This is a genomic window from Endozoicomonas sp. ALB115, from assembly GCF_049310245.1.
Taxonomy (GTDB): Bacteria; Pseudomonadota; Gammaproteobacteria; order Pseudomonadales; family Endozoicomonadaceae; genus Endozoicomonas.
The window spans coordinates 124,532-139,601 of sequence record NZ_JBLYZG010000002.1 but is presented as its reverse complement, the minus strand read 5'-3'; the positions used below and the strand labels follow the sequence as shown (position 1 = coordinate 139,601).

Genomic DNA, 15,070 nt, shown 5'->3' with positions numbered 1-15,070 from the left:
TCATAAGCAATTTCTTTTGCCGTGAAAGATATTTTGCTTTATTCGATTGTTCTCACTTTTTGCGTCGGCTTGTTCAACGTTGAGCTCTGCTATTTCCAAACCCTGAACAAGAACGGGGCGGTCAGAGTAGCGTTCAATGGTAAATGTGATTGCATGTATTGTTCTCCATAATGTTGTCAACACAGTTTCAAACAGGCAGAAAGCCAGCACTGCTGCCAGGAGGAATCCGCTGCCTGCAAGCCAGCCATGCAGGCAGCAGAACATTCATAAATGGATACAATCAGTTATTGGCCTGCTGGTTTAAGGGTTCCAAAGGTATTTCGGGTTCCGCTTGTTTCGGTGCCTCGCCCCGACGGTGGTATTGGTAGAAAGCGTATAGACCAATGCCTGCAAGGATCGTGAAAGCTGTACCCAGGCTGACACCCAGGATCAGCCCGGTGTTCGGGATTGTAACCAGTGGGGGGGTGGTGGGCAGTACCGTTGTTGGGGGCATGCCAGCAAATGTCACTGATGCTTCCGGTAACGTCACCCCGTTTTCCGTCACTGGTGCTGTGGTTGTCATTGCAGCCATTGCCAATGGTGCTGTGGTAGTGACCGTGGCATTGATGGTCGGTAACGGCGTTGTCATGGTGTGCCCTGTAATGGCCGTATTGGACATGACCATTTCGTTGAGCGGGGCCCGGGTTGTCAGAGTTGGGCTGGACAGCGGGCTGGTTGTGTTGGCCATTGCCCTTTGGCCCAAGGTGGCCTGGCTTGTCAGAGTTGGGCTGGACAGCGGACTGGTTGGGCTGGCCATTGCCGTTTTGTCCACGGGGGGCTGGCTTGTCAGAGTTGGGCCGGACAGCGGGCTGGCCATTGCCGTTTGGTCCACAGGGGCCTGGCTTGTCAGAGTTGGACCGGGCAGCGGGCTGGTTGTGTTGGTCATTGCCCTTTGGCCCAAGGTGGCCTGGCTTGTCAGAGTTGGTCTGGACTGCGAGCTGGTTGTGTCGGCCGTTACCTTTTCATTGAGTTGTGTCATTGCCGGTTGTTGTGAGGTTGTATCAGCCATCACGGTTTTATTGGTGGTGGCTGAAGCTGGCTGCAGGAACCGGCTATGTTGCCGGGTAGCAGTTGAACGGGCAGGTGCGGAGTCAGTAGATGAGGCAGTAGATGAAGCAGTAGATGTTGAACAATTCCGATACCAATGGTCTTCAGTGAGTGAGTCAGTTAGCTGACAATCATCGTTCACTAAACGGGAATCGACGGTACGGCATAGTTCGGGTGAATATACAGAGTCAGAGTTTTGTAAGTCACCGTTAACCCAGCTGTTCAACGTTCGTATTTCCGTTGTTTTATTACCATGACTATAACCGGAATCAATACCCGCACGCCTATTATTCGCCGTTGTAACATTACAGTTAATGGCAATGCCCCCCCTGACCTCACCAGCCACCATCCCGCCACCAATGCCGGCATAGGCCCGGGAGCCTTCCGTTCTAACGTAGCTGTCCAGGGCAACAAGATCATTGACGGAACCATCAAGCCCGGGTTCGCAATGAGTTCCGAAACCACCAACCATCCCGCCACCAATGGCGACATTCGCATGCTTACCATCGGTAGTGACCCTGCTCTTTACCACCGTTATGTTCCGGATATCACCGCACACTTGGCCGCCGCCAATCCCGGCATGAGCCAGGCCACCCATGGTTAGTACCCAACTATCGGTGACTGCCAGATGCTCAATCTCTCCAGACATCTTGCCAGCACCGATACCTGCAACTGAGTAACGCTCAGAGGTGGTGACCGAACAGTTTTTCACAACAGCGCACTCAATCAGGCTGTCTGTTTGCTGCAGTCCGGTGATGACGCCAGTGGAGGTACGATTAGAAGCCCGCTTGTTGATAATGCTGGTATCCTCGACAAGGATGTTGCGAACCGTTGATTGTTCACCCATTTCACAGGCCAGTGCCGCTGAGTACCGATCACTGTTTTCGATAACTCCATTGGCGACATTCAGGTCATGCACGATGGCACCACGCCCAAGCTTGCTGAATAGGCAGCGCTGTGGGTCTCTGATGGTATGACCGCCTCCATCATAACGCCCCGTGAATGGTGTGCTCACGCTACCAATAGCCACACCGCTGTTGTGGCTGAAACTTTTTGTCTGACGGTAGGAACCGTTCGGGGGATAGCCTTCCTGACCGATTTTGCCCAGTATTTCACTGCCATTCACGCATATTTCACTGCCATTCACGCATATCGGGTTGTTCCTGGACCCTGGTTTTCCTTCTTCGGGCAGGGCCGCAGCACCCGCTAGCCGATCCATCGCCATCAGTGTGACGGTTGCAATGGCCGGACCGGACACACTGTTTGTTGTGTTGGAAGCGTTTACCGGCTTGCCCTGCTTGTCATCTTCCTGGTGTTTATTGGTGATCTCTTGCGAATGGGGTTTTGGCACATTTTCCGAACCGCTGGTTGGCTCTTTACCCGACTTGCCCGACTTGGCCATATTGTCCAGGCTATGAGCCAGGGAAAAGGAAGAACAGAGTGTTACTACCGCATCGCTCACTTCACTGACATTGGGTACCCAGCAGGAAAGTACCTTGCTGGCCAGCCCAACTCCCTGGACGACATCAGCCACTAAACTTGTTTTGTCGTTTTTATTTTCAGCAGGCAGCATATTGACAACCGGGGCAGTTGGCTGATTGGTTTGTCGTTGATGTTCAGGAACATAATTGGGAGAGAGAGAACTGAAAAAAGTGGTAATACCTGACTGGACAGCAACTGCAAACTTTCCTAATGTACCAGAGGGATTTGTTTTTGCTGGTTCGTTAAAGGAGGGATTGCTGGTTACATCTGACATTGGTACATGAGTTGAAGAAAATGGTTGCACAATTTACTCCATAATAGATGTTGTCTCTGTTAGATATTTAGAGCGCCATTGTCGTATGAGTAAAAAACAAAGGCATACACTAGTACATCGTTTCAATGAGTTTGACGTGTACAATCTCCGTTCACCCTGAGCGTCCATCGTCTCCGCTCAGGATGCGCGGACTAAGGGGGCTTGGCACGATCTATCAGAGTCCGGAGTTTCCGTCCTTCGACAGGCTCAGGACGAACGGAGTGTGGAGGCACGACAACCAGTCAAACTCATTGAAACCATCTACTAGGAGGCTAGATGACTTTTTGTCGTTATTTCAGTTTTGGTAAGATTGCTTTGGACTACACAAGGACATAAGCAATTACTTTTGCCGTGAAAAATATTTTGCTTTATTCGTATTGTTCTCACTTTTTGCGTCGGCTTGTTCAACGTTAAGCTCTGCTATTTCCAAACCCTGAACAAGAACGGGGGCAAAGAAAGCAATACGCATAGTACACTACGAAGTTTACATTTTTTTAACGCAAGCATACTATAAACTCAAACGTTTACTTCTTGCAGAGGATGACTATAATCGCGCCAAAGCGATTTTTGACAAAAGCCGGGCGATTTCCAAAAGTGATCTGGACGCCATCACCACCCGATTCAATCTGGCCCGGAACCGTGTCGATGAAGCAAAACGACAGCATGAGTACACCGAGCTGAGAGCACCTTTTGACGGCATCATCGGTCGTAAACTGGTGGACAACCATATCCAGATCCAGGCCAATGCGCCAGTGCTGGTGCTGCATGACCTGAGTGACCTGGAAGTTGTGATTAACCTCCCCCATCAGATGATGCTTTCCGAGCAGAATCAGGCGACAGTCAATGCGGAATTATCCGCCGTACCCGGTCAGTTGTTCCCACTGGATTTACGCACCTGGGCAACAGAAGCGGAGCCTGTCTCCCAGACTTACCCGGTGGTATTCGGATTTAATGACCTCAAGGGCTTCCGCGTTCTGCCGGGCATGGCTGTTAAAGTCACTGCGTCCAGCACCCGGGCGGAAGGCGCTCTGGCAACCATCACCGTTCCGCTGACGGCAGTGGTTCCGGACAATCAGGGCGGCCAGTTTGTCTGGGTGGTTGGCAGTGACAACCGGGTGAAAAAACGTTTTGTCAAAGTGGGCAACCTGAATAACAACCGCATTGAGATCAGACAACACCTGACCACCGGTGAACGGGTCATTATCGCCGGTGTCTCCAGCCTTAAAGAGGGCATGGAAGTTCGCCCATATACCGATAGCTCTGCTGAAAAAGCCACGAAAGGCTCTGGAAAAGCTGATGGCTCTTTCATCAAAAAAGCTGATGGCTCTCTTATCAGAAACGCTGATGGCTCCACCCAGAAAAGTTCTGGAGTCTGATGCATGGATATTGCACGCTACACCATCGCAAAACGTACCAGTGTCTGGGTGATTATCGCCCTGACCCTGATCGGCGGCTATATCAGCTACCTGAAACTGGGTCGCTTTGAAGACCCTGAATTCGTTATTCGTCAGGCGGTCATTAATACGCCTTATAATGGTGCCACCGCCCAGGAAGTATCCGATGAAGTCACGGACCTGATCGAAGGTGCGGTTCAATCCCTGCAGGAGCTGAAGGAAGTAAAGTCCGTCTCCAAACAGGGCATGTCCGAAGTGACCGTTGAAATCCAGCTGGAATTTGCCAAAAGCTCCGGGGATTTACAGCAGGTCTGGGACAAACTGCGGCGGAAAATCAGTGATGTTCAACGGCAACTGCCGCCCGGTGCCGGCCCATCCATCGTTAATGATGATTTCGCCGATGTTTATGCCCTCTTCTTTGCCGTAACCGGTGAAGGGTTCAGTGACCGGCAACTGCAGGATTACGTCGACACCCTGCGTCGTGAGCTGGTACTGGTGCCGGGCGTAGCCAAAACAGCCACGCTGGCCGAACAACAGGAAACCATTTTCGTCGAAATATCCAGTGAACGGATGGCCAGGTACGGTCTGTCGGCAGAGAAAGTCCTTCAGGTACTGCAAAAACAGAACCTGGTGGCCGTTGCTGGCAGTCTTGCTACTGATGCCATGCGTATTCCAGTGATTCCCTCCGCCAGCGTACACTCCTTTACTGACCTGAAAAATTTGCAGGTCGGCGTTGGTGAAAACAACGCCGTACTCCGCCTGGGCGATATTGCCGATGTGACCCGGGGATACCGGGAACCAGCCTCCATGCTGATGCGCTATAACGGCGAACGGGCCATTGGGTTTGGTATCTCCAATGTCACCGGTGGCAACGTGGTGGATATGGGCGATGCAGTCAAGGCACGGATTGCCGAACTGGAAAACCAGCGACCACTGGGCATCGAGCTGCATGTGATTTCCATGCAATCCGATTCGGTGCGTGCGTCAGTGGCCATTGCTGGGCGGCACCGTTGTGGGCATCTGTGCCTTCAGTGCCATTGGTCTGTCACCGTCGGATATGGGGGAATACGCCGGTTCACTGTTCTGGGTAATCCTCTACTCCATGCTGCTCAGCTGGGTATTTGCGGTCACAGTCACCCCAATGCTCTGCCATGACTTTATGAAAGTGAATACCAGCAAGGCGGCCCCAAAGCCAGGTCGAATGATCACGGCCTATAAAGCGCTGCTGGTATGGGTTATTAACCATCGTCTGGTAAGTGCAGTACTGCTACTGGCTACAATGGCAGTAACCATCTGGGGTGTGCAGTTTGTGCCTCCCGGCTTTATGCCTGATTCACAACGCGCACAGTTTGTGGTGGACGTCTATCTGCCACAGGGTTCCGATATCAAGCGTACCGAAGCAGTGGTTGCTGATATCGAGCAGGATGTAAAAGCTAAAGAAGGCATCACCAATATCACCAGCTTTATTGGCGGCGGCGGACTGCGCTTTATGCTGACCTATTCGCCAGAGGCGCGGAACCCAAGCTACGGTCAGCTGCTGATTGATATTGATGATTACACCCGAATTGCGCCGTTATTGAGCGAACTGCAAACAGAACTGGACACCAAATACCCCGACGCATCAATAAAAGTCTGGAAGTTTATGCTGGGCCGCGGTGGTGGCAAGAAGATCGAAGCCGGTTTCCAGGGTCCGGACAGTCAGGTGTTGCGTCAACTGGCTGAGCAGGCCAAAGCAATCATGCTGAATGAACCTGACCTGATTGCGATTCAGGACGACTGGCACCAGCAGGTACCTGTCCTGCGTCCGGTATACGCAGCTGAAGAAGCGCAACGTTTCGGCCTGACCACACCGGAGATCAATCAGGCCATTGCCCAGACACTGACTGGCCGAAACGTCGGGGTGTACCGTGAGGGTAATGAGCTGATTACTATTGTGGTCCGCTCACCCGAGGATGAACGCAACCATCAACGGGCTATCGAAAATACCGAAGTGTTCAGTCAGGTGGCGCAGCGCTTTATTCCGGTGAGTCAGTTGATCGATTCAGTCGATGTCGTCTATCAGGATGCCATCTTGCGTCGTATTGACCGCGTACCTACCATTCTTGTACAGGGCGACCCGGCACCCGGTGTCCTGACGGCGGATGCATTCAACAATATCCGCAGCAAAATCGAAGCGATTGAACTGCCTCCCGGCTATCAGCTGACCTGGTATGGTGAATACAAAGCCTCAAGGGACGCTAATGAAGGACTGGTGATTTCTGCGCCTTATGGTTTTGCCGCCATGATCCTGTCGGTCATCTTTATGTTCAACGCCCTGCGCCAGCTCCTGGTCATCTGGCTGACCGCACCGCTGGCACTGGTGGGCGTCACTATCGGGCTGGTAATCTTCCAGACGCCTTTCGAATTTATGGCGATACTGGGCTTTTTAAGCCTGATCGGCATGATGGTAAAGAATGCGATTGTTCTGGTGGACCAGGCGGATGTGGAAATCAAAGCTGGGAAACCGGCGTATCATGCCATTATTGATGCCGCCCTCAGCCGTGCCCGTCCGGTGTTGCTGGGTGCCCTGACCACCATACTGGGCGTGGCTCCGCTATTGGTTGATCCGTTCTTTAAAAGTATGGCAGTGACCATTATGTTTGGTCTGCTGTTTGCCACCATTCTGACCCTGGTGGTTATTCCACTGTTTTATGCCATCTTCTTCAAAGTGACTGTTGAAACGGCATAAAAGCGGATAAGAATATTCGCTCCTGCCGGGAGCGAATATTTTTTCAACCATTAACCTGCCTACCATTAAGATCAGTATCACTCTCCCTTTAGGATTTCTAAACTGATGTCAACCCGGTACCGGTTCTGTTGGCTGAGGATTCACTGATGAACAACACCCAAATCAACTATGCCGTTCAGGACGCCATTGAGTGGTCACTGATGCACGGCATGGCGGTAAAAACCGCCAAAGATTCTGCACGACACTGTGCCTTCAGCTTTGCCCCCACCCTGATCGGGCGTGAACGCTTTGAATTGTTGAAATCCATTGTGCCATTGATGGGCAAGCTGATTCACGGTGTTTCAGAAGACCATGGTTTTCTTCTGGATGCCATTGAGCCGCTGTGCAGTGGCGATGTCTTTTTTGCCAGCCTGCTGGAGCTGCACCAGAACATCCACAGCAGCACCAAGCCTGCCAGACGGCTGCCCATGCTGCTGATGCGCACAGACTTTATGGACGATGCAGAGTCTGGCCCGAAACTGATCGAATTTAATGGCATTGCTGCCGGTATGGGGCCTTTTGGTCAACGGGCCCATGAGTTGCACCATTATCTGCAGTATCAGTGGCCAGCGGCCTTTCAATCCTGGTCCGAGGCAGATGACCTTGAACTGATTCCAAATCATGGCATAGAACATCTGGCCAGGGGTATTGCCGGCGCAGCGACGATGGTACGTTCCCAATCCGGTGAACAGAGCCAGCCGTTGTTCCTGATGGTTGTGCAGCCCGATGAAAGCAATGTCTATGACCAGCACCTGCTGGAAGAAGCCATCCAGAAAGAGGGGGTCAAAACCGTCCGTCGTACCTTCCGCCAGCTATACGACCAGCTCACTTCCGGAGACAATAGTCGTCTGCTGCTGGAGGGGCTTGGCGGTATCGATGCCATCTACCTGCGGGCCGGTTATCAACACTGCGACTATGTTGCCCATGATCTGGATGGTGTCCGCTGTTGCTCCGAGCTGGGCAAGGTCAGAATCCTTATTGAACAGCACCGGGTGGCAGTGAACGCCACCGTTAGCCAGCAACTGGCCACCAGTAAGCGGGTACAAATGCTGCTTTGTGACATGAACGAAGAACAGCTGACCCGGTTTGGCCTGACAATGGCAGAGGCCCAACAGGTGAAGCCGTTCCTGGGGGAGATGCGACCAGTGGATGATCAGTCAGCCCATTGGTTTGCCGGGCAGAACCCCAACGATTGGGTGCTTAAGAACCAGGGAGAAGGCGGCGGCCACTGTGTTTTTGACCATCATATCCTGCCTCGCCTGAGCAGCCTCAGGTCTGAAGAGTATTCGGCCTGGTCACTGATGCGTCGTCTGCATCCACTACACCGTTCTCATGAAGCACTGGTGGTTCGAAATGGTGAAGCACAACCGGTAGATAACCTGATCAGTGAGATCGGCATGTTCACCCTGCACCTGGATGGGCACTCCCTGACCAGTGATATGGGGTACGCCGGTTATCTGGTACGCAGCAAACCTGCAACAGCCTCTGAAGGCGGGGTCCATAGCGGTCAGGGGGCGGTGGACTCACTGGCCTGCACCCGCCCCCCCTGGCAACGCCTGTGTTTCTGACGCCCTATTGCGCTGAAGACTGGTGCTTTATTTGGTGATCGTCGTCTTTTCTCAAGGTACAAATCTTCATGCTCATCGCGGTCGTTGGAAAACACGACAGGTATCGGATCCTGCAGGTCTTTTTTTGAGTTTTTAGCGCCTGGTTATTGGATCTTTTTGGCGTTTACCCGGTCTGAGTAACCAACCCAGAAAACGTAAGTGAAAAAGTCTCTTACATGGACAGCATTCCCTCCAGTCCGGCAGAAGCCATACCCACTGAGAATGCAATCTGCCCGATATGCCACGATGATCTCTACCGACCTGAAGACCCGGAATTTGCGGGCAGGCACGTCACCATAGCCAGGCCTTGCGGACATAAATTCCACCTTAACTGCCTTACCACCTGGACCGATGATCACCTGACGTGCCCCGTGGGGCGCAGAGTCATTGAGACCGTAGAGCTGGAAATCCTCACCCTGCCCCCGGACTGGCGGCAGCAGATGATCACGGCAGCAAAGGAGGGCGATATCAGGACCATCCGTGCCCTGCTGAACCGGGGGGCAGACGTGGGTGCAGGCCAGCCAGGGGAGCCTTCCCCCCTGGTCTGGGCCGCTACCAACAAGCATCTTGAGGTTGCCCTGCTGCTGGCCAGCAGGGGAGGACCCGACCCGATCGGTCTGTGCAAGCTGGGGGATCTGTTCCAGGATGGTGGCGAGGGCATTGAGGTAAATCTGCATGTAGCGGAGCGCTGGTATATGAAGGCAGCCATGCTGGGGAATGACTTAGCCATGAACAACCTGGGCCTCCTGTATAACAATGGTGGCGAGGGCTTTCCGGCAGATCTGCACAAGGCAAAATACTGGCTGCAAAAGGCGGCTGATCTGGATAACACTGTTGCCATGTACAACCTGGGCGAACTCTATGAGCAAGGTGGAGCGGACTTTCCGGTAGATCTCCGTGAGGCAGAACGATGGTACATTAAAGCGGCCAGACTGGATGATGCCATATCCATGTACAATCTGGGCTACCTGAATGAGCATGGTGGCAAGGACTTTCCGGTCAATCTGCACGAAGCTGAGCTCTGGTACTTAAAGGCGATTGAGCATGGGCATACTGGTGCCATGAACAACCTGGGCTTCCTGTATTTGGAAGGTGGCAAGGGCTTGCCAGCGAATCCGGAGCAAGGGAAGTTCCTGTTGTTCAAGGCGGCCGGGCTGGATGAAGAGTCAGCCATGTACAACCTGGGCTTACTGTATCAGCATGGTGGCGTGGGCTTTGAGGTAGATCTGCATGAAGCGGAACGATGGTATCTAAATGCAGCTGAGCTGGGGGATGTTATGGCCATGAACAACCTGGGCTACCTGTATGAGCATGGTAGCAAGGACTTTGCGGTAGATCTGTGCAAAGCGGAGCACTGGTACCTGGAAGCGGTTCGGCTGGAGTATTCTGTGGCCATGAACAACCTGGGCCTCCTGTATTTGTACGGTGGCGAGGGCTTGCCAGCGAATCCGGAGCAAGGGAAACGCTTGTTGCTCAGGGCGGTCGGGCTGGGAAACGCTTCAGCCATGAACAACCTGGGCTGCCTTTACAGGGATGGTGGCGAGGGCTTTGAGGTAGATCTGCCCCAGGCAAGAGCCTTGTTTCTCAAGGCGGCTGGGCTGGGAGATGCCTCGGCCATGAGAAACCTGAAAAAACTCCCTGAACCGCAACCCGCTAAAAAACGCGGGTTTGATGAAGCCTTTCCTGATGAACCCGACCACGCCTGCCCGGAAGGCGAATCCGGGGCTGGAGGCATAAAACGGTGTTAACGAGAGCTTCCCGACAGATCAGCTACAAGCGTTAATCACAAAGCTGCAATTATTCCCGGCACAGATGTGACCCGTTGATGATCATTGAGATTTTCAGAGCCTGGTACTGGATATTTTTGGGTTCTACCCGGTCTGAGTAACCAACCCAAACACGCAAGGGGTACCTTAGATGAACCGTGTTTCGTCCATTGCAGCAGTCATACCCACTGCCCCCCCAAACTGCCCGATCTGCCACGATGATCTCTACCGACCTGAAAATCCCGAGTTTGCGGGCAGGTACGTCGCCACAGCCAGGCCCTGCGGGCATAAATTCCACTTTAAATGCCTTGATCGCTGGAGAAAGGATCATCTTGAGTGCCCTTACGGGCGAAGGGCCATTGAGGATATGTTGTTGGAAAACCGGACCTTGCCCGGGGGCTGGCAGCAGCAGATGACCAATGCGGCAAAACAAGGCGATATCGGGATCATCCGGGTTCTGCTGAACCTGGGTGCGGACGTGGATGCGGGCCAGAGCCCGGGTAAAACACCACTGGCTCTGGCCGCTACCAATAAGCACCTCGATGTTGCTCTGCTACTGGCCGACCGGGGGGGGGCCGACCTGGTCGGTCTGAGAGAACTGGGGCGTTTGTACAGGTTTGGTGGCGAGGGCGTTCCGGTCGATCTGCGCAAAGCGGAGTGCTGGTTACTTAGGGCGGCCGTGCTGGGGGATGCTTCAGCCATGTGCCTCCTGGCTCACCTGTATCATCATGGTGGCGAGGGCTTTGGGGTAGATCTGCGTAAAGCGGAGTACTGGTACCGGGAGGCGGCTGGGAGGGGGATTGTTCTGGCCATGAGCAATCTGGGTTACCTGTATCAGTATGGTGGCGAGGGCTTTGAGGCAGATCCGGACCGGGGAACGTTCCTGTTGTTCAAGGCGGCCGGGCTGGGGAGTGTTGGAGCCATGTACAACCTTGGCAACCTGTATCACCATGGTGGCGTGGGCTTCAAGATAGATCTGCGCAAAGCGGAGCACTGGTATCTGCACGCGATCAAGCGGAGGTGCTCTGCGGCCATGAACAATTTGGCTGTCCTGTATCTGCGCGGTGGCAAAGACTTTCCGGCAAATCCGCACAAGGGAAAACGCCTGTTGCTCAAGGCGGCCGGGCTGGGTGATGCTGTCGCCATGTACTGCCTGGGCCAGCTGTATGAGTATGGTAGAACGGACTTTCCGACAGATCCCGGCAAAGCGCAGAGCTGGTACCAGAAGGCGGCTGAATTGGGGAATGCCCGGGCCATGAAAAAACTGGAAGAACTCTCTAAACCGCAACCCGCTAAAAAACGCGGGTTTGATGAAGCCTTTCCTGATGAACCCGGCCACGCCCATCCACAGGAGCCATGAATCCGGTAACCAATGCTGGCCTGTTAAAGTTCAGGCCTACTTAAACGACAATAAATTTGTATCTCTATACTTCCTGCATCCATAAAAATGTGTACGTTATGACTGTATAACCACTTTTTTTCGGATATTTTGCCCTGTTCTGGAATTCATGAAATCTATAAAGCTGTTTTTTGATATTTTCGGAACCTGTTACGGGATATTTTTTAGATCAACACAGTCAGAGTAGCAATCCCAAAAACGTAAGGGAGTTACCTGGCATGAACAGCGTTCCCCCCAGTGCAGCAGTTGTTGTACCCACCGAGCCCCCAATCTGCCCGATCTGCCATGATAGCCTCTACTCATCCAAAAATCGGAAGTTTGTGGGCAGGCACGTCGCTATTGCCAGGCCCTGCGGGCATAAGTTTCACTTTAAGTGCCTTTCCCGCTGGACAAAAGACCACGTGACCTGCCCTTACGGGCAGGAAGTCATTAAAAATATGGTGGTGAAAAACCTGCCCCTGCCCCGAGGCTGGAAGAACAAGATGGTCAACGCGGCAGAGGAGGGTGATATCAAGATCATCCAGGCCCTGCTGCAACGGGGAGCGAAGGTGGATGCGGGCCAAACTGCGGGTGAAACTCCCCTGGCCCTGGCCGTTGCCAATAAGCATCTCGATGCTGCCCTGCTGCTGGCCGGAAGGGGTGGATCCGACCCGATCGGTCTGAGAAACCTGGGGAATCTTTTCAAGGATGGTGGTGAGGGCATTGTGGTAGATCTAAGCAAAGCGGAGCACTGGTACCTGAAGGCAGCTGGATTGGGGGATGCCTGCGCCATGAATAACCTGGCCCTACTGTATCTGGATGGCGGCGAGGGCTTACCGGCAGATCATCAGGATCAGGGAAAGTTCCTGTTGTTCAAGGCGGCTGGGCTTGGGGATTCCGGAGCCATGTCCAATCTGGGCTGGCACTGTTTTAAGGGTGACAAGGGCTTTGAGCAAGATCTACACCAGGCGAAATCCTGGTGGCTCAAGGCGGTTGAGCTGAGATATGTTCTATCCATGCATCACCTGGGAAGCCTGTATCTGCATGGTGGCGAGAACTTTCCGGCAGATCTGCACCAGGCGAAAACCTTGTTGCTCAAGGTGATTGAGCTGGGAAAAGATCCAGCCATTATAGCTTCAGCCATGTACATGCTGGGTCGCCTATATCAGTATGGTGGCGAGGGCTTTAAGATAGATCTGCTTGAAGCGGAGCGCTGGTACCTGAAAGCCATTGAGCTGGGGTCTCATCTGGCCATGAGTAGCCTGGGTCACCTGTATCTGCGTGGTGGCGAAAAATTTCCGGAACATAGGTACAAGGGAAAACGACTGTTGCTCAAGGCGGCTCAGTTGAGGAGAGACCTGGACATCAAAAAACTGAAAAAAGTCTCTAAACCGCAACCCGCTAAAAAACGCGGGCTTGATGAAGCCTTTCCTGATGAAACCGGCCGCGCCCACACAGAGGGCGAATCCACGGCAGCAGACAGTAACGGGTATAAAACGATGATAGAGCAGGCTTCCCGATAGAGCCGCCAAATGCCCATGGCAGGTGACAATATTTTGTGTCCCCCGGGAGGCTGTCCAGAGTTATTTCCGGGTTATCCCGGGATCATCAAAGGAGCCATGAATCCGGTAACCAATGCTGGCCTGTTAAAGTCTGGGTCGAATTAAACGACAATGAATTTATATCTATATACCTCCTGCATCGATAAAATTGTATATGTTATAACTGTATAACCACTTTTTTTCGGATATTTTGCCCTGTTCTGGAATTCACGAAATCTATAAAGCTGTTTTTTGATATTTTCAGAACCTGTTACGGGATATTTTTGAGATCAACACAGTCAGAGTAGCAATCCCAAAAAGTAAGGGAGTTACCTGGCATGAACAACATTCCCTCCAGTGCAGCAGTTGTTGTACCCACCGAGCCCGCAATCTGCCCGATCTGCCATGATGGCCTCTACTCATCCACTAATCGGAAGTTTGTGGGCAGGCGTGTCGCTATTGCCAGGCCCTGCGGGCATAAGTTTCACTTTAAGTGCCTTTCCCGCTGGACCAAAGACCATCTGACCTGCCCTTACGGGCGGGAAGTCATTAACAATATTATGGTGGTGAAAAACCTGCCCCTGCCACGGGGCTGGCGGCGTCAAATGGTCAACGCGGCAAAGGAGGGTGATCTCAAGATCATCCAGGCCCTGCTGCAACGGGGGGCGAAGGTGGATGCGGGCCGAACTGTGGGTAAAACTCCCCTGGCCCGGGCCGCTGCCAATAAGCACCTCGATGTTGCTCTGCTGCTCGCCAGAAGGGGAGGATCCGACCCGATCGGACTGAACAACCTGGGGAAGCTGCTCCACGATGGTTGTGAGGGCATTCCGGTAGACCTAAGCAAAGCGGAGCACTGGTACCTCAAGGCGGCTGAGTTGGGGGATATTGCAGGCATGTGGCATCTGGGCTACCTGTATCATTATGGTGGCAAGGACTTCGCGGTAGATCTGCACAAAGCGGAGAGCTGGTACCTTAAGGCGGCTGAGCTGGGGCATATTAAAGCCATGTGCGGCCTGGGCATGGTGTATAGCGACGGTGGCGAGGGCTTTCCAGCCGATCTGCACAAAGCCGAGAGCTGGTACCTGAAGGCGGCTGAGCTGGGGCATGTTGTAGCCATGAATAATCTGGGCTACCTGTATCATTATGGTGGTGAGGACTTCGCGGTAGATCTGCGCAAAGCGGAGCGATTGTACATAGAGGCGGCTGGGCTGGGGGATGCTTGCGCCATGAGCAACCTGGGCCTGGTGTACCTGGAGGGAGGCGAGGGCTTACCGGCAGATCCGGATCGGGGAAAGCTCCTGTTGTTCAAAGCGGCTGGGCTGGGGGATATTGGAGCCATGTTTCACCTGGGTTGCTTTTATCTGGATGGCGACGAGAACTTTCCGGTAGATCTGCGCCAGGCGAAAATCTGGTTGCTCAAAGCGGCTGATCTGGGTTGCGCTGCTGCCATGTACAACCTGAGCGAGCTGTATGAGCGCAGTGGAGCGAACTTTCCGGTAGATCTGGACCAGGCGAAAGCCTGGTTGCTCAAGGCGGCTGAGTTGGGGTATGACCTGGCCATCAAAAAACTGGAAAAAGCCTTTAAACCGCAACCCGCTAAAAAACGCGGGTTTGATGAAGCCTTTCCTGATGAAACCGGCCGCGCCCACACAGTGGGCGAATCCACGGCAGCAGACTGTAAGGGTTATAAAACGATGGTAGAGAATGCTCCCCGATAGATCCACCAAATGCCCATG

At 53.3% G+C, this 15,070-nt stretch carries 9 protein-coding genes; 8 read left to right on the top strand and 1 reads right to left on the bottom strand.

Annotation, left to right across the window (positions count from 1 at the left end; translation table 11 throughout):
• Window positions 1-280 precede the first annotated feature (280 nt).
• A complete protein-coding gene (locus ACO6VE_RS01650; protein ID WP_422459385.1) occupies window positions 281-2,872 on the bottom strand; it encodes a hypothetical protein in 2,592 nt (863 codons plus the stop codon).
• Window positions 2,873-3,342: 470 nt separating this feature from the next.
• Between ACO6VE_RS01650 and ACO6VE_RS01645 the strand changes: the two genes are divergently transcribed.
• The 8 genes from ACO6VE_RS01645 to ACO6VE_RS01610 all read left to right on the top strand — a co-directional run bounded on the left by ACO6VE_RS01645 (window position 3,343) and on the right by ACO6VE_RS01610 (window position 15,052).
• Window positions 3,343-4,257: an efflux RND transporter periplasmic adaptor subunit gene (locus ACO6VE_RS01645; RefSeq protein ID WP_422459437.1), complete on the top strand. Its 915-nt coding sequence runs from the start codon at window positions 3,343-3,345 to the stop codon at window positions 4,255-4,257.
• Window positions 4,258-4,260: 3 nt separating this feature from the next.
• A complete protein-coding gene (locus ACO6VE_RS01640; protein WP_422459383.1) occupies window positions 4,261-5,430 on the top strand; it encodes an efflux RND transporter permease subunit in 1,170 nt (389 codons plus the stop codon).
• Entirely contained in the window at window positions 5,333-7,003 is a 1,671-nt protein-coding gene (locus ACO6VE_RS01635) for an efflux RND transporter permease subunit (RefSeq protein WP_422459435.1), read from the top strand. Before ACO6VE_RS01640 ends, ACO6VE_RS01635 begins: the two co-directional genes overlap by 98 nt.
• Before the next feature lie 146 nt (window positions 7,004-7,149).
• Complete coding sequence (locus ACO6VE_RS01630) at window positions 7,150-8,610, top strand: glutathione synthase (RefSeq protein ID WP_422459381.1); 1,461 nt, start codon at window positions 7,150-7,152, stop codon at window positions 8,608-8,610.
• 215 nt (window positions 8,611-8,825) lie between these two features.
• Window positions 8,826-10,397 carry an RING finger domain-containing protein gene (locus ACO6VE_RS01625; RefSeq protein WP_422449220.1) on the top strand — a complete coding sequence of 524 codons (1,572 nt, stop codon included), beginning with the start codon at window positions 8,826-8,828 and terminating at the stop codon, window positions 10,395-10,397.
• A 169-nt stretch (window positions 10,398-10,566) separates the two neighbouring features.
• Window positions 10,567-11,775 (top strand): RING finger domain-containing protein, encoded by a 1,209-nt coding sequence (locus tag ACO6VE_RS01620; protein ID WP_422449222.1) that lies wholly within the window; start codon window positions 10,567-10,569, stop codon window positions 11,773-11,775.
• A 257-nt stretch (window positions 11,776-12,032) separates the two neighbouring features.
• Complete coding sequence (locus tag ACO6VE_RS01615) at window positions 12,033-13,316, top strand: RING finger domain-containing protein (RefSeq protein ID WP_422459379.1); 1,284 nt, start codon at window positions 12,033-12,035, stop codon at window positions 13,314-13,316.
• Between the two features lie 356 nt (window positions 13,317-13,672).
• Window positions 13,673-15,052 carry an RING finger domain-containing protein gene (locus tag ACO6VE_RS01610; protein WP_422459377.1) on the top strand — a complete coding sequence of 460 codons (1,380 nt, stop codon included), beginning with the start codon at window positions 13,673-13,675 and terminating at the stop codon, window positions 15,050-15,052.
• Window positions 15,053-15,070: the final 18 nt, after the last annotated feature.